Origin of the sequence: Polyangium jinanense, assembly GCF_028435265.1 — a bacterium.
GTDB lineage: Bacteria > Myxococcota_A > Polyangia > Polyangiales > Polyangiaceae > Polyangium > Polyangium jinanense.
In genome coordinates this window covers 393,808-410,033 of the sequence record NZ_JAGTJK010000002.1, presented here as the reverse complement: position 1 = coordinate 410,033, position 16,226 = coordinate 393,808, and the positions used below count along the sequence as shown (strand labels likewise).

Genomic DNA, 16,226 nt, shown 5'->3' with positions numbered 1-16,226 from the left:
GATAGCGGAGAAGCGAGCATGTATCGTCTCACGGGTTCGGTCGGCCAGGGCGGGCGCAACGCGCACGACGACGTCGTTCTCGTCCAGAAGCAGCTCAACAAGAACGCGCACATCGCGTCGGCCATCGGCACGTTGCCCGAGACCGGCATCATGGACGAGGCGACGCTGCGCGCGATCCTCTCGTTCCAGCGGTCGGTCGTGCGGCTCGGATCACCCGACGGGCGCGTCGATCCGCACGGACGAACCTGGCGCATGCTGCTCGGCGATCAGCCCCAGGCGACGAACGTGGCGTTCGTGCAGCTCTCGGGGGAAAACGGCAATTTTTATCTGTACGAGCCGCAGGACCGGGTCTGGGGGACACCGGCGACGATTCAATCGATCCGGAACGTCGCCGCGGTGCTGCGGCCGCACGGGTTCGAGATCGCAATCGGGGACATCAGCTTCCAGCAAGGCGGCAAGATGGCGCCGCACGGCTCGCACCGGCGCGGCACGGACGTGGACATTCGGCCGGTGCGCGAGGACGGTCGCAGGGCGCCGGTGACGATCACGGATCCGAATTACAGCCACGCGCGGACGAAGCTGCTCGTGGAGGCGCTGCGCGCGGAGCCGAACCTGAAGCTGATTCTGTTCAACGATTCGAAGATGCCCGGCGTGCGCCCCTGGGAAGGGCACCACAATCACCTGCACGTGCGCTTCGAGGAGTGAGGAGCCGCGTCGGCTCGCTCGTTCGCGCAAGGGCAGCGATTGCACATCCGCCCAAGGCACGCGCGGGGCGCAAGCATTGCTCTGGCTTCGGGTCCTGGGAGGTACACCATGGGGTACGTTCTGCGATCCCTGTTCGCGATGTTGCCGGTCCTGTCGATGGTCGCCCCTGCAACGGCGGAGGCGAATATCCTGGCGAATACGCAATGGGAGCTCGAATCGCTCGTCCAGGGAAGGACGGTGTGGGAGCCCTCCGGGAGGACCGAGGTCACGCTGGAGTTCCAGGCGGACGGGAAAGCGACTGGCAGAGCCCCCTGCAACTACTACTTCACCTCCTACACGGTCGAGGGAAACACGCTCTCGATGTCCTCCGTGGCGAGCACGAGAATGTTTTGCGCGGGCGTGATGGAAGAGGAGGGGCGGTACCTCCGCGCGCTGGAGCAGGCCGACTCCTTCCAGCTCGTGGGAGATGAACTGAGAATCGTGTTCGCCAATGGGCAGGGCACGCTCATCTTCGAGAGAGAAGAAGACGACGACTGAGGGAGGCCAGCCAGCGTCAGCGCCGATCGAGCGACGATTGCACCCGGCCGATGGCGAGCGCCTTGAGCGCGGCCGGGTGCGGCTCGTACTGATCTTCCTGGAAATAAAGCTCGACGAGCAGGCGCGCGCGGAACTTCTGGAAGAGGGGGAGCTTTTTGGCGATGTCCTCGGGCAGGTAGACAGGCGCGGGACGCGCGCCGGTGCCGGTGCTCGTGTGGAGGTGCGCGCGAATCGCGTTCATGCCGAGGACCTGACGCTTCTGGTAATGGCGGCCCTCGATGAGCGCGCGCTCCATTTGCAGCTCCAGCGCGTCGGGACCGAGGGCGCGGCGGCCGCGCTGATACGCCTCGCGAAGGCGCGCCGTGTATCCCTCGATGATCGGCGCGGGGCAGAGCTGATCGGGCGTCGCGAGGAAGTCGCGGGCCTCGCGTAGCGCCGTCTTGAGCCCCTCGTCGGCGCCCGCGATCGGCGTCGCCACGGCCACGGCGGCTTCGAGCGTCTTGCGTTCGTCGAAGGGGAACGAGAGCTCGCCGGCGAGCAGGAGCAAGGACGGGACGAACTTGTTGCCCGGTCGAACGGCCGCGCCGAGCTCGGCTTCGAGCTGGTCGACGTCCTGGGAGACGCCGCGGGACATGATCTCGAAGATGTCGCGCGTGTCCTCGATCTCGATCGGGTCCTTCGTGGGGGCCGGATCGTTCAGCGTTTCGTCGGCGGGTTTGTCCTCCATTTCGTCGAGGATGGCGCGCCAGACGGGGACGCGACAAATGCGCGCGACGCTCTCGGGGTTGTACCAGATCAAATGCAGGACGTCGCGCGTGTCGAGCCGGCCCGAGGGGCGGACGCCCGCGCCGAAGGCGGTGGGAGAGATGCGGACGTCGTCGCGTTTGCCCGCGACGCCCGCATTCGAAGGGCCCGCGGCGGCATTGGAGGCACCGAGGACGCCGGCGGTCGCGTCCTGCGGGGCGGCCTGCGCGGCGGCGGTGGCGGCGACGACGACCTGGCCAATCGATTGCCCGGCCGGGGCGTCGCCGCGGCTGATGCCCGCGCCCCACACGCTGTCGTCGGCGGCAGGCCTCGGGGCGCCGCCCGGCTGCGAGGAGCGCGCGACAGGCGGCGGCGGCTGCACGGGCGGCGGCGGCGGAGCCACGGGCGACGGCGGCGCCGCGGGAGGCTGGCCCGGCATGGACGCCGCTTTCCAGGACGGCGACGAGCTACGCGCCGGAGGCACCGGCGGCGGCTGCGGCGGCTGCGGGGCCGGAGGCTGCGGCGCGGCGGGCGCGGGTGTCGCCGCGGGCCAAGGATTCGCTTTTTGGGTTGGCTTGGCGAACGGGAGCCCGCCCGATGTCGTGGTCCGCTCGTCCCAGATCGCCCGGGCCTGCGCCGGCTGCGCGCCCGGCGCTGCAAAGGGAAGCCCGCCCGATTGTGTCGTGCGCTCGTCGACGATGTTGTGCCCGGTCGAGGCCTTGACGAACGGGAGCGCGCCTTTCGCGCGCGACGGATCCGTGGGAATGACGGTTTCGATGCCCTCGTCGTCGGGCGTGATCATCGTCATCGTGGTGGCGCGCGGCTTGGGCGGCGGGGGAATGGCCGGATCCGGATGGACCGGCCTCCCGGGGACGGGCGGCGCGATGGCGACGACGGTCGTGGCCTCTTCGAGCGTGATCACGATCCGACCGGGCTCTTCGAGACGTTCGAGCTGAATACGCCCGCGGAACGTGAGCGTCGCGAGCTGGCGATCGGTATCGATCCAGAGCGTATCGCAAAGCAAGGAAAGAGCGTGCGAGCCACCCCGGCCTTCGAGCACGGCGCGGGGGCGGAGACCCGGCAGGTTCGTCACGAGGCGGGGAATCTGCGGATGCATGTTTTCGAGGACGATACGCGCGTCCTCGGCGAGCTCGCCGAGCTGCTGGTCGCCAGGCGCGACATTGAAGAAGGAAAGATCGAGGTCCTCGGGCAAGGGGGCCGCGATGAGGGAATGCGGGGTGAAGGTCGCGGCATATCGGCCGAGCTTTCCGCGGCGGAGCAGCCAGCCCGGCGCGACAGGGCCGAAGCCGACGGGGGCAATGGCGGTGCTGGGGGAGCTGACGAGCAGGCCGGGGGGCTGGAGGTTCGGCAGTTTCGTGCGGCCGAAGGAGTCGCGGACGTCGGTCCGGACGCCGACGGGGTTCGTGGAGTCGGCCCCGCCCGCGGCGCGCTCGTACGCGAGGGACATGCGGGAAAAACGCGGGCCCTCGACGAGGGCGCCGTCGGCGGTGAAGGAGCGGTCCTGGTGGACCTCGATCGATTTGTCGAGGTCGCCGACGATGAGGCGCGCGAAGAGGGAGCGGACGGGTTGTCCTTGCGGCGCGAACGCGGAGCCGACGAGCGTCACGTCGACGCGCGGCTTGAGGGGGGCGAGGTCGCTGGCGGCGAAGAGGCTACGGGCGTCGTCGTCGTCCCAGTGGGAGTCCTCCTCGTGCACGGGCTCCTGGGCCGTGGCGAGGGGCGATTTTCCGGGCTGGATCTGGCACGTCGCCTTGGCGACGAACGTGAGGGTCCAGGCGCCGGGTCCGGACTGCCAGATCATCGAGGCGACCGGCAGCGGGGAGAGGGAAACGACCTCCATTCGGAGAGGGTAAACCAACGGGCACGCGGCTTACCAGGTCATTGCATCGAGGCGCCGCCGTTCGGATCGGGCGGCAGCGGTGGACGGCGGGCGAGGAGCTCGAGGGCGGCGGAGCGAAGGACAGCGGGGACCTGGGTGGCGTCGGCGACCTCGGCGAGCTCGTGGCGGAGGAGCTGCGAGAGGACGGGGACGGAGAGCTCGGGGGGCGTGCCGGGGTTCAAGACGAACGCCATGCGCACGCGGGCGCGGGCCATCCAGCGCGCGGAGCGAGCGACCTCGAAGGCGATTTCGGGCTTTTGCGGGCGCTTGGCGGCGATACGGACGACGTCGTCCTCGGTGAGGCGCGGATTGCCGAGGAGGTTTTCGATGACGCGGGGATGCGGGTCGGCGAGGAGTTTGTCGAGGATCACGCGCGAGGGTTTGCGCGCGAGGGCGCGGCGTTCGCCGAGGGAGAGGGGCCGGCCGCCGGGTTCGAGGGCGATGCCGCGGTGTTCGATGGGCGAGGTGGGGCGGGGTTCGGCATGTTTTGCCTTGCGGCGGAGGAGGCGGGAGAGGGCGAGGAGGGAGGCGTCCTTGGCGACGGCGCGGAGGGCGCCGATGAAGGGCGCGTGGGCAGCGTCGCCGAGGAGCGGGAGGAGGGCGGCGATGACTTCGCGGGCGGTCGGGTCGGTCTGTTCGGCGCGGGAGGCGATGTCTTCGAGGGCGCGGGCGGCGGTGGGCGGGCCGGCGGCTTCGAGGGTTCTCCGGACGAGGGCGGTGCGCATCGCGAGGTCGGAGAGCGCGGGGACGACCTTGCAAAGGCGCGCGGCGAGGACGGAGGGGTCGCCGGAGGTGGGGGGAGCGGGGTTCAAGGGGAAGGAGGGAGGGTAGCAGGGAACGGGGGGCGGCGGCGCCGCCCGGCCCGCTTTGCTCCCCCGTGCCGCGTCAGGGGACGAGGATGTTCGACAAGGCGTCTGCCCGCGCGAATTCCGCGGCGGAGCGATACGGGTGGGTCGTGATGTCGACAGGCGACACATGGGCCTGGACACGGACATAGAAGGCGCTCACGTCCTCGAGGATGCGCGGCGGGAGATCGACCTTCGTGTCCTTCGTGTGCAGCCTCGCGACAACCATCCCGTACGAGAACTCGCTGGGCTTCAAGATCTCGATCGTGTAGTGCGTCGGCGTCCCGACGGCCGGCGCCGTCCAGCTCAAGCGTGGTGTCCGCGTGACGCCCGTCTGATCGCTGAACGCGCTTTTTCCGTTGATTTCGAGGTCCTGGACCGGGCTCAAAGGCGGCTCGATGGGCTGCCCGCTGACGCTCGCGACATCACGTCCGAACATGATGGCACCGAAGTCGTTCCACGGGGTCGCCACGCCGGGCGCGGTATAGGTCACCATGCCATAGTGGTAGACGAACGCGGAGCTTCCCCAGTCCGCGGGATACGGGTTTCCATACGGGATTGCGCCCAGATTGACGTCGGCGGAACCGGCCGCGAGGCTGAGGGAAAGAAGCGTCGCGGAAGAGCCGACGGGGGCGTACTTGTTGCCGGGCCGCGTGTGGATCTCGACGAAGGTACCTTGATCGACGGCCTTTGGGTTCACCGCGGCGAGGTGGCTCGTGAATTTCGTCGTACGGACATCGAGCGAGGCGCTCACGTTCGACGGGACGCTGGTGAACGCGCCGCTCTTCGAGACGGTACTCCCGTCGGTCTGCGTGATATCGTCGAAGCTCGCGAATCGCGTGATGATGGCGTAAGACACGCCGGAAGCGCCCGTCTGCTGCGAGAGCTGGGAGACCGTGAGGACATCCCCCTTGCTCGCGTCGATGAGGCTGCTCCAGGCGAAGCCCGACCAGTTCACGGTGAACCTGTCGAGCGTGGTGTCGCCGACCGCAGGCCAGTCCTCGGCGGCCGAGCCGTACAGCCTCTGCCCTGCACCGCTGTTGGGGACGAACAATTGGATGTCATCACCGGCCTTCCAAGGGTCGAGGTTCGTGATGTCCAGGGTAACCTTGGTCGGATTGACCGTCGCGCGCGGGGCATCCTTGCGCCCGGCGATTGCGCCGCCGAGGTCGATGTCCCTGGCCGAGGTGTAGATATAATCGAACTCGCCTACGTGGAGGACATAGGGGCCCTCGGGGACGCCGGGGATGACGACCGAGCCATCCGCCTTGCCCTTGCCTTCGAATGTCTGCCACTGCCCGCCGCCCATGGGGACGAGGGCCTCGATGGGGGTCTTGCTGAGGTCTTGGGGGGCCTCGACGGTGGCCTTTTCTCCGATCCAGACGTCGAGCGAACGGACGGACACGGCGCCGGCCTCGCCGCCGCCCTCCGAGGGGCCCGGAGGGCTCGTCGATGGCGGGCCGCCTGTGCCTTCGTCCTTGCCGCCGCAAGCAGGGAAGGAAGCGAGAGCAAGAAGGGTCGCGGCGTGTGCTACGTGGGTACGTCGGATCATCAGTATCCTCCCGGGTGCGGCCCTCCGCAGGGGCCGTGCCACGGGGGACCGACGTCCCGCTTGCTCGAGCCGACAGGCTGGGCTTTCCGGTCGCGCTCTCGCCGTAGCGGTTGCTCGTATGCCGTGGGGGCCCGTCATTCTCGAAGAAGATGTCGGGGGATGTCGCCCGCGGGGGTTCAGTCATGCCGCGCACGGCTGCCTTGATGCCGCCCGCGGCTACCTTGATGCCGCCTGCGGCTTCAGGGACGCCGCCCACGGGGTTCAGTCATGCCGCGCACGGCTTCAGGGATGTCGTCCACGGCTACAGGGACGCTGCCCGCGGCTACCTTGATGTCGCCCGCGGCTTCAGGGACGCCGCCCGCGGGGTTCAGTCATGCCGCGCACGGCTTCAGGGATGTCGCCCGCGGCTTCAGGGACGCCGCCCGCGGCTACAGGGATGCCGCCCGCGGGGTTCAGTCATGCCGCGCACGGCTTCAGGGATGTCGTCCACGGCTACAGGGATGTCGCCTGCGGCTTCAGGGATGTCGCCTGCGGCTTCAGGGAACGGCGCCGAGCGTTTCGAGCAAAGCGCAAGCTCGTCTGCGTGTTCTCTGGCATTCGAGAACGTGCAGGGTCGAATGAAGTCGCTGCTGCTCCCCGCCCTCACCGTGGCGTTCGCCCTTGGTTGCAGCCACGCGAGAGAACCGTCCCTCGCCGTCGGCGACACGGGAGGGAAAGCGCTGTCGGGCAACGGCACCGAATGCAGGAGAGTCCCGACGGCCCCAGACCCGGCCGTGGCCTCGGAGCCCGATGCGTCCCGTGTCGGCGACGATATCGAGTCCCGGATACGGAAGGTCGCGGCGACGGACCTGCACTGCTCCGCACAGCAAGTGTACGTCCGAGAGATTCCTGCAAACGACGACTTCGTCTATGGCGCGGAAGGGTGTGGCTCGTATCAGTTGTATCGTGTCTCCGAGAAGCACGGCGTGGAGCTGGAGGGCGTCGAAGTGTTCCTCGTTTCGCCCGTTTCGCCAGGGACGCTCCGGATCGGATCGAGGACAGCCTTTAGCGCCCGAGCCCCCTCGCGCGGCGAGGCTATGCTGATCGTCGACAAACAAGGTGTGGCGTGTCGCGCGACGGTCAGCAACGAGTTCTCCGACACCATATGGGACGTGGAAGGCTGCGCGCTGAAATGGCCCATCCCGTTCGGGCTCGTTGCAGTTCGCGCGTCGGACGCAACGAACGCTGTCCGACTCGAAAAGAATTGGATCGCGGACAATGTCGCGCCAAAGCAAGACGGCAGCGAATCCATGTGGAAGCCGTTCACCGTCGTCGATTTGACCGGGGATCGTCGGAAGCAGGTGGCCGTGTTTTGCAGGAACATCGCCGGTGAATACGAGTGTGAACGATTCATGGTATACCGGGGAACCGAGAAAGACCCCGGGTGGCACCTTCCCATCGCGCGTGGGCGCTGGGTTCCGTCGCGGTACTGACGCGTGGGCCAGCCCTCCACGCGAGGCTCGAGTCGACGCTCGATTTCAACGGCATGTCCCAGATGCAAGGGACGGCCGAGTATCCGGGGAGCGGCTTCCTCGTGAAGATTGCCCCTAAACGATCCCGTCCATCACCTCGAGCGCGAGCTCATACCGCCCGAGCGGCGGCATGATGTACGCGCCCGCCACGCGATTACGCACCGCCGCGAGCATCTCCCGGGCAATGGCGACGCCCTCCTTGCGCGCGGCGGGGCCGCTGCCGGCGCGTTGCATGCGGTCGCGCACGTCCTTCGGAATCTGCATGCCGGGGACCTCGTTGTGCAGGAACTCGGCATTCTTGTGGCTCGCGAGCGGCAAGATGCCGACGAGGACGGGCAGGCCCAGGGGCTCGGCGTCTTTCAAGAATCGATCGAGCACGACCGGATCGTAGACCGGCTGCGTCATGATCAATTCGGCGCCGGCGCGTTTCTTCAGCTTGAGGCGCTCGAATTCGCGCTCGTAGTTCAAAGCCGCGGGCTCGGCGCCGGTGGCGCAGAAGAACGAGGTCACGCCGCCGAGCGGTTTGCCGCCGGGGTCGATGCCGGCATTGAGGCGCGAGGCGAGGCGGAGGATGCCGATCGAGTCGAGGTCGTAGACGGCCGTCGCGTCGGGGAAATCGCCCATCTTCGGGGGATCGCCGGTGATGACGACGAGGTTTCGAATGCCGAGCGCGTGGGCGCCGAGGAGGTGCGCGACCTGCCCGAGCAGGTTCCGATCGCGGCCGCAGACGTGCAGGAGCGTCTCGACGCCGAGCTCCTCCTGCATACGCACGGCGAGCGCGAGGTTCGACATGCGCGCCTGGGCGCGCGCGCCGTCCGCGATGTTGATGACGTCGACCCCGCCCGTGACGAGCATCTTCGCGGCCTGGATGGCGGAGGTCGGATCGACGCCGACAGGCGGGTTCACCTCGACGGAGACGACGAACTTCTTGCCAATCTTGGACGCGAGTTTGCTCTTTTCCGCCGTGGCGACGGGCCGCTGGCCGATCACCATGACGGGCGGCTCGGGAGGAACGCTGCTATCGGAGACCCCGACCCATAGTGGGCCCGCGTCCTCGCACGCGCCCGCGGCGGCGCTCGCCTCCATGCGCGCGGCGGCGGCCATGCGGCGAATGTGCTCGGGCGTCGTGCCACAACAGCCGCCGATGAGCCGGACGCCGAGCTTGCAGAGGCGGCGCGCGAAGACGCCGAAGTATTCGGGCGTGGAGACGTAAATGAAGCGGTCGTCGACGCGGCGAGGAATGCCGGCGTTGGGAATGGCCGCGAGCGGAATGCCGAGCGGCAGGAGTTTTTCGACCGCGGCGAGGACGACCTGCGGGCCGTCGGAGCAATTGACGCCGATGACGTTGCAGCCGAGGTCACGCAGGCGCGCGCCGATGTCGGCGACAGGCGTGCCGTCGGAGAGGGTGAGGTCGGCGTCGACGGAGACACCGGCGACGATGGGGAGGGCGTCGCCGACGGCCCTGCGGACGCCGTCGATCGCGAGGAGGAGCTCCTCGGGCTGGCGCATGGTCTCGATGAGGAGGAGGTCGGCGCCGCCCTCGGCGAGGGCTTCGGCCTGCTCGCGGAAGGCGTCGCGCACGCGGGCGCGGTCGTCCTCGCCAAAGGCGGCGAGCACGAGGCCGCTCGGGCCGATGGCGCCGGCGACGTAGCCGCGGTCGCCCATGGCTTTGCGGGCGAGCTGGGTGGCGGCGAGGTTGAACTCACGGACGCGGTCGGCGTAGCCGTGGCGGGCGAGCCGGACGCGGTTGGCGCCGAAGGTGTTGGTCTCCACGACCTGGGCGCCGGCGCGCACGTAGTCTTCGTGGATGCGGAGGACGAGCTCCGGGCGCGAGACGACGAGCTCTTCGTAGTTGACGTTGAAGAGGACGCCGCGCTCGTAGATCTGGGTGCCCATGCCCCCGTCGACGACGAGCACGCCGCGACGAACGGCGTCGAGGAAACGCGTGGGTTTCGGGGTCAGAGAGGACGGGGCGCTCGACATCGCGCGCACCCTAGCACAGGAGATGTCGGTAGCAGACGGACGAGCGGCCCCGAACCCCCGCTGGCGGGCGTTTCACCGCCTCGGCTCACGACCTGTCATGGAGGGGTACAGCCCTTGATCTTTTTCCCTTTGCACTGACCGTTGCCTCCGCAGCGGTCGTCCGCCGTGCATGGGTTGTCGTCGTCGCATGCCGCGCCCTGCACGACGGTCGCTCCAGCGGTGCAGATCCCGGCCTGGCACGTGTCACCCACGCGACAGACGTTCCCGTCATTGCAAGGTGTGTTGTTCGGTGCGATGCCATTGGCCGGGCAAGCCGCCGAGCTGCCGGAGCAAACCGCGACCACCTCGCAATCGCCCGGAAGGGGGCCGCATTCGGTTCCCTCCGGGGTGAAGACGTCGGTCGGGCAATCCGCTGAGCTGCCGGTGCACGTCTCGGCAACGTCGCAAACGCCCATGGCGGCTCGGCATTCGGCCGTGGAGAAGACATCCCCTGGGCATGCAGACGACGCGCCGTCGCACGTCTCCGCCAGGTCACATACGCCCGCTGCGGCTCGGCATTCGGTTCCCATGGGGGTGATGACGTCGGCCGGGCAGTCCGCAGAGCTGCCGGTGCACGTCTCGGCTACGTCGCAATCGCCCGCTGCGGCTCGGCATTCGGTTCCCGCCGTGGTGAGGACGTCCGTCGGGCAGTCCGCAGAGCTGCCGGTGCACGTCTCGGCAATGTCGCAATCGCCCGCTTTCGCGCGGCATTCGGCCGTTGAGAAGACATCCGCTGGGCATGCAGACGACGCTCCGTCGCACGTCTCCACCAGATCACATACGCCCGCCGATGCACGGCACAAGATGCCCGGGAGAACGGGCGCGCATATGCCATTGACCGGAGCACCCGCGGTGACGCTGCACGCCTGGCAATCCGTGGAAACGCCGCCGCCGCAGGCGGAGTCGCAGCAGACGCCGTCGACGCAATGGCCACTCACGCACTCCGACGCCGCGCCGCACGGCTCCCCGTTCGTGTTCGCGAAGAGGAACACGTACGCCGCGCCCTGGTCCGCGAAGCCGACATCATCCCTGTCGGCCCCGACGAGCCGCGTACGCCCGTCCGCCGACAACGCCACCGATTGACCGAACTGGTCGCCAGCCGCAACGTCCCCCACCCCCTCCGTCAGCTTGACCTGGAGGGGCCAGGCCGCGCCACTGCGCGCGAACACGTACGCCGCGCCTGCGTTGACGAAGCCGCTGACGTCGGCAAAGAAGGCGCCGACGATCGCCGTGTTCCCGTCCGCCGACACGGCCACCGATTCACCGAGCAGATCGGCAGGTAAACGGTCCGGGGCCACGAGTTGCGCCTGCTGGCTCCACGTCGAACTGCTGCGCACGAATACGTACGCCGAGCCGTGGTTCAAATTGGAGGCGGTGAGGACGTCATCCTGGGAGGCTCCGATGACCACCGTGTTCCCATCCCCGGATGCCGCCACCGAGATGCCGAAAATATCGGCCGTCCGGCCGTCCGCGACCGTCAGCTTGGCCTCCTGGGCCCAGCTCGAGCCGCTGCGCACGAATACGTACGCCGAGCCCTGGTCCCCGTTGATGCCGATATCGTCCTGGGAGGCTCCGACGACGACCGTGTTCCCGTCTCCCGATACGGTCGCCGAAATGCCGAAGGCATCCGCGAGCAAGCCGTCCCCGGCCGTCAATTTGATCTGCTCGGTCCAGCTCGCGCCGCTGCGCACGAACACGTAGGCCTGGCCCGGGTTGATGTTGTCGCCGAGGTGCTGAGGGGCGCCGACGACCGCCGTGTTCCCGTCGTTCGATACCCCGACCGAGTTGCCAAAAAGAGCGAGCCTCTGACCGTCCGAGGCCGTCAGCTTGGCCTGCTGCGGCCAGGTCGTACCGCTACGCACGAATACGTACGCCGAGCCCTGGTTCCCATTGATGCCGATATCGTCCGCGAAGGCCCCGACCAGCACGGTGTTCCCGTCCCCCGACATCGCCACCGAAATGCCGAACTGGTCGTCGGGGGCGGCGTCCGCCGCCGTCAGCGTGGCCTGCTGGGTCCAGCTCGTCCCGGTGCGTACGAATACGTACGCCGAGCCCTGGCCCGCGGAGCTGCCGACGACGGCCGTGTTCCCGTCGTCCGATACGGACACCGAGGAGCCGAACAAGCGGAAAGGTGATGCATCCGCTGCCGTGAGCTTGGCTTGCTGCGTCGAGATGAGCGGATCGATCTCGATGGGATAGACGGCACCTGCCACGTCGACGTGAATCGATAACCGATCTGCCCCCACCGAGAGCCGCGCGGGGAGCACGCGCCCCCGTGCGTCTTGCGCGTACAAATCCGTGTAATGCAGCACCGCATGGCCCTCGCCGTCTTGCAACACGGCCTCGTCATCCCCCCTCGCCACGGCATGAAGGTCGCCCTCGACCGAGAGCTCGACGATGACCTCCCCCTTCCGCCCGTCTTCGCAGGGCGGCATGGACGGGAGCGTAAACCCCTGTTCGAGCCCGAGCGGTCCGTTGACGTACCACTCCCCGAGCGCCGTCCCCGCCGCCTGCGCGCGCAGGTACTCGACACGGTTTGCCGACGCCCTGGGCTCACTCGGCTCGAGAGGCCGCAGATCGCCGTCACATCCGTATCGCGCAGCTGAAATATGGAAGCTCCACGCCTCGTCGCCGTCGGGCCGAACGCGGACGCCTTCGCTGGTAAAAACCGAGTTCCATCGATGGGCTGGATTCGTCGCCTGGAGCCCCCGTTCCGCTTCCAGGACATCGTAATGTCTCGGCGCATCCGCCTGCATCGTCGCGATGTACGCAGCTCGCAATCGTGCTGGAGCCGTGGCTTGCTCCTCGTCGCCGGGAGCGCGCTCGGGGCTCGAATCGAACGGCTCATCCGAGCTGCACGCGGCAGCGGCGACGAGCAGGACGACGAGCCCGTCCATCCAGCGCTTTCCTCCCCCAACGGTCGAATTCAGTCTTGGCCATCGTGACATGTCATCCCCTCCAGCATCGACGCAGGAGCGGCGCATCCGTCCGCGGGCGCACCCGAGGACGGAGCCGCTCCTGATAGTTCGAGGATTGGGATGATTTTTCCGATTTATCGGTTTCGAACTTTCAATTCATTCCGTCGGCGTCAGGGTCATGGCGCACGTTCTTTTTGCACCTGCCCTGCGGGCCGAATGTGTTCCGAGCAAACCCGGCCCGGAGCGAGGAGCCTCCCATGCAATGCGATTTCGCCGTCGGTCCCCCGGGATCAGGGGAGATCATGCACACACCGAAACCCCCGGCTGCTGCCGCGGCTCGCGGGCGGCTCGCCTTCGTGCGACGCGGACCGCACGCCGAGCCAGTGGTTGTCGGACCAGGCACCGCCGCAAAGCATGCGCTCCTTGGGCTCGTACTCGAATACGGACGCGGTCCACTCGCAGACATTGCCGGCGAGGTCGTGAATGCCCTCGGGAGAATCATCGGCCGGGAAGCTGCCCACGGGGCATGTTCCATCCCGCTTCGAGATGCCCGACCAGCAGAGCTGGGTGCTCGGCTCGGCTTCGCCCCACGAATACGTCGTACCACGCGGCCCCCCACGCGCGGCCCACACCCATTCTTCCTCGCTGGGCAGGCGGTGGCCGTACGTCTTGCAGAACGTCGCCGCCTGGTTCCAGTCGACGCAATTCATGGGATGGTCTTCCTTGCCAGGCTCCCCGTAATTGCACGCGTCGTCCAGGCTATAGAAGGTGCCCTCGGCCGAGAACTCGTCGAGGTGCTGGTCCGAGCACTTGCCCGCCTTCACGCAGGCGGCATAACGGCCCATGGTCACCTCGGTGCGATCCATGCAGAAACGAGCGAGGGTCACCTCGTCCCTGCTGGCGCGCAACCTGAGCTTGCCGCCGGGGACCTCGACCATTCCGTCGGGACACCCTCCGTCGTCGGACGCCGGCTGCACCGGCTCCGTGGTCTTCGTGGTCCGGGCCGGCAGCGTGGGCTCGGCGACGACGGGATCCGCGGGACGCACACCGGGCGTCCCGCATCCGAACAGGCCCGCAAACCCGAGTCCCACCCAAAGCCATGACGCACGGAGGCGATCCATCACGCGCGACGATAGCGCCCCCTCGACCTGCCTGCACGTCCGCCGCGTCGCCTCGCGACGCAGGTGCAAAGGGAACCATCCTGCCGTATCGTACGCGCCCCGAAACGAGGAGTGACGTATGCCGCGCGAGTTCGCCGTGGGTCCTTGCAAAGTCTCCCTGGTGGAAGGTGACATCACGACCGAGGACGTCGACGCCATTGCCAATGCCGCGAATGCCGGGCTGCTCGGCGGCGGCGGCGTGGACGGCGCCATTCATCGGGCCGCGGGGCCGGAGCTCGTCGCGGCTTGTCGCGAGGTGAAGAAATCCCTCCCCGGAGGCCTTTTGCAGACCGGCGGGGCCGTGATCACGCCCGGCTTCCGCCTGCGCGCCAGGCACGTGATTCACTGCGTCGGCCCGGTCTACGAGCGCGAGGGAGCAGACGCGCCGAAGCTCCTCGCGAGCTGCTACACCGAGGCGCTGCGCCTTTGCCGCGAGCACGGGCTGTCGTCCATCGCATTCCCCGCGATCAGCACGGGTGTGTACGGCTATCCGCTCGACGCAGCCGCGCGGGTGTCGCTCACGGCGGTGCGTGACGATCTGCGCGCCCACGGAACGCCGTCCGTCGTGAAGATGGTGCTGTTCGGGCAGAGCGCGCTTTCGGCATTCCTGCGCGCGGCCGAGGAGGTTTTCCCCGCGGCCGAGCCTTGACGAGCAGGCCTTGGCCACGAACGATGGCGCCGTGATCGGGAAAAAGAGGATTGCACGAGACGCGTTCGAGGCGGGCCTGCCTGAGCCGCTGCGCGGTGAGCTCGATACGCAGGCCGAGGGCGCGCTCGAGCGGGCGGCGGCGCGCGGCCGAGAGGCGTGGCCCTCGGTCCGGATCGAGGACGAGGTGTGGTTGGGTCACCTCGCGAGCCGTCTCCGAGAGGGCGAGCCGCTCGCCGCGCAGCTCGAGGCCATCGACGCGGGCGGCCTTTACCTCGCCGCAGCTTGCTTGCGCGGCGTGCATGCGGCGCTCGAAGCGTTCGAGCGGGAGGTGCTTCCGTCGGCGCGACGCGCCCTGTCCATGCGCGCCGACGAAGCGCGCGTCGACGAGGTGCTGCAACGGACACGCACGCGCCTGCTCACCGAGCTCCACGGTTCGCCCAAGCTCGCGCTGTACGCCGGGCGCGGGCCCCTCGGCGGGTTCGTGCGCACCGTCGCGGTCCACCTCTTGGCGAACGACGAGGCCGCCGCGAAGCCGGTCGAGGACGACGACGACGCGCTGGCCGCGCTCCCCGAAGCCGCCGACGTGGAGGCGGGGCTCTGCCGGCTGGACCAGCAGCAGCACTTCCGCGCGGCCTTTCGGGAGGCGCTCGCCACGCTCTCGTCGCGCGACCGGGCGCTTTTGCGTCTCAGCTTGCTCGATGGGCTCTCGATCGACGACATCGCGCCGATGTACGGCGCCCATCGCGCGACCGTGGCCCGCTGGCTCGGCGCCGCGCGTGATCTTCTGGCCACCCGGACCCGGCAGGCGCTCGCCAGCCGCCTGCACCTGCGTCCCGACGACCTCGAGAGCCTGCTCGGCGGCGTGCTCAGCCGCTTCGACCTCAGCCTGTCGCGCCTGATGCGCGAATCCCACGGCGAAGGCGCCCCTCCCGATGCGACCTGACGATTTCGTGCGACCTCGACCCGACACGACCTGTCCCTTGGTGCGGGGTGCATGTGCACCGGCCGCGGTGTTCATCCACGTCACCAAGGAGTCTCGTCGTGAAACAACTCGTGTGGTCGCTCCCTCTCGCTTTCCTCCTCGCCTGCAGCGCCGGCACCGGAAGCTCCGGCTCCGACAATGGCGAGGGCGGGAGCGGGGGCGAGGGCGGGAGCGGCCCTGGTTCGTCGTCTTCTTCCAGCTCGTCGTCCACGTCGTCCGGGCCGAGTGGCCTCACCGAAATGGATCGCCTCCAGGTCTTCTGCGAGAAGACGATGCTCGCCGGCTGCGCCGCCTGGTTCACCTCCGCGGCCCAGTGCGTCGACATCATGAGCAAGACGCAGAGCGATCTATGCCAGGACAAATGGGTCGCGGAGACCGATTGCCTCGGCAAGACGCAGGCCGGGGACTGGACCTGCAACGGTTTCGGCGAGCCGGAGATCGTCGGCACGGTCTGTCGCGACGAGTACGGGTTCGGCTCGTATTGCCGCATCGCCGTCGCCACTCCGGACTGTTACGGAGCCGCGTGCATGTACAGCGCCGATTGCTCGGGCGATGGGGTCTGCAACGACGCCACGAAGCATTGCGTGCAGACGAGCGCCAAGTGCGGCGGGCTGCCGTGCAAATACAGCGCCGATTGCCCGAGCGCATTCACGTGCAACGACGCGCTCGGGCAGTGCGTCTTGAACTGAGGCGCGAGACTC

General features: G+C 68.4%; 12 protein-coding genes. 6 read left to right on the top strand and 6 right to left on the bottom strand.

The window, feature by feature from the left end; genetic code table 11:
- Nucleotides 1-18: 18 nt before the first annotated feature.
- A complete protein-coding gene (locus KEG38_RS06055) occupies nt 19-705 on the top strand; it encodes a penicillin-insensitive murein endopeptidase (protein WP_272418099.1) in 687 nt (228 codons plus the stop codon).
- A 108-nt stretch (nt 706-813) separates the two neighbouring features.
- The gene (locus tag KEG38_RS06050; RefSeq protein WP_272418098.1) at nt 814-1,242 is read left to right on the top strand and encodes an META domain-containing protein; all 429 of its coding nucleotides are present in this window, start codon (nt 814-816) and stop codon (nt 1,240-1,242) included.
- A 16-nt stretch (nt 1,243-1,258) separates the two neighbouring features.
- On the opposite strand, the gene KEG38_RS06045 is transcribed toward KEG38_RS06050, so the two are convergent.
- The 3 genes from KEG38_RS06045 to KEG38_RS06035 all read right to left on the bottom strand — a co-directional run bounded on the left by KEG38_RS06045 (nt 1,259) and on the right by KEG38_RS06035 (nt 6,283).
- Nucleotides 1,259-3,847, bottom strand: coding sequence for a DUF2169 family type VI secretion system accessory protein (locus KEG38_RS06045; RefSeq protein ID WP_272418097.1), 2,589 nt, complete (start codon nt 3,845-3,847; stop codon nt 1,259-1,261).
- 38 nt (nt 3,848-3,885) lie between these two features.
- Nucleotides 3,886-4,698 carry a hypothetical protein gene (locus tag KEG38_RS06040; protein WP_272418096.1) on the bottom strand — a complete coding sequence of 271 codons (813 nt, stop codon included), beginning with the start codon at nt 4,696-4,698 and terminating at the stop codon, nt 3,886-3,888.
- Nucleotides 4,699-4,771: 73 nt separating this feature from the next.
- Entirely contained in the window at nt 4,772-6,283 is a 1,512-nt protein-coding gene (locus KEG38_RS06035; protein ID WP_272418095.1) for a hypothetical protein, read from the bottom strand.
- A gap of 617 nt (nt 6,284-6,900) precedes the next feature.
- Between KEG38_RS06035 and KEG38_RS06030 the strand changes: the two genes are divergently transcribed.
- Nucleotides 6,901-7,755 (top strand): hypothetical protein, encoded by an 855-nt coding sequence (locus tag KEG38_RS06030; protein ID WP_272418094.1) that lies wholly within the window; start codon nt 6,901-6,903, stop codon nt 7,753-7,755.
- Between the two features lie 114 nt (nt 7,756-7,869).
- Here KEG38_RS06030 and KEG38_RS06025 read toward each other — a convergent pair whose 3' ends face one another.
- The 3 genes from KEG38_RS06025 to KEG38_RS06015 all read right to left on the bottom strand — a co-directional run bounded on the left by KEG38_RS06025 (nt 7,870) and on the right by KEG38_RS06015 (nt 13,855).
- On the bottom strand, nt 7,870-9,777 hold the full coding sequence (locus KEG38_RS06025) for a bifunctional homocysteine S-methyltransferase/methylenetetrahydrofolate reductase (RefSeq protein ID WP_272418092.1): 1,908 nt from the start codon (nt 9,775-9,777) through the stop codon (nt 7,870-7,872).
- Between the two features lie 95 nt (nt 9,778-9,872).
- Complete coding sequence (locus tag KEG38_RS06020) at nt 9,873-12,713, bottom strand: hypothetical protein (RefSeq protein WP_272418091.1); 2,841 nt, start codon at nt 12,711-12,713, stop codon at nt 9,873-9,875.
- 311 nt (nt 12,714-13,024) lie between these two features.
- Nucleotides 13,025-13,855, bottom strand: coding sequence for a formylglycine-generating enzyme family protein (locus KEG38_RS06015; protein ID WP_272418090.1), 831 nt, complete (start codon nt 13,853-13,855; stop codon nt 13,025-13,027).
- 118 nt (nt 13,856-13,973) lie between these two features.
- Between KEG38_RS06015 and KEG38_RS06010 the strand changes: the two genes are divergently transcribed.
- The 3 genes from KEG38_RS06010 (at nt 13,974) to KEG38_RS06000 (ending at nt 16,214) form a co-directional block, all read left to right on the top strand.
- Nucleotides 13,974-14,543, top strand: coding sequence for an O-acetyl-ADP-ribose deacetylase (locus KEG38_RS06010; protein WP_272418088.1), 570 nt, complete (start codon nt 13,974-13,976; stop codon nt 14,541-14,543).
- A 10-nt stretch (nt 14,544-14,553) separates the two neighbouring features.
- Nucleotides 14,554-15,486 carry a sigma factor-like helix-turn-helix DNA-binding protein gene (locus KEG38_RS06005; RefSeq protein WP_272418087.1) on the top strand — a complete coding sequence of 311 codons (933 nt, stop codon included), beginning with the start codon at nt 14,554-14,556 and terminating at the stop codon, nt 15,484-15,486.
- A gap of 98 nt (nt 15,487-15,584) precedes the next feature.
- Nucleotides 15,585-16,214 (top strand): hypothetical protein, encoded by a 630-nt coding sequence (locus KEG38_RS06000; protein WP_272418086.1) that lies wholly within the window; start codon nt 15,585-15,587, stop codon nt 16,212-16,214.
- The last annotated feature ends 12 nt before the right edge of the window (nt 16,215-16,226 follow it).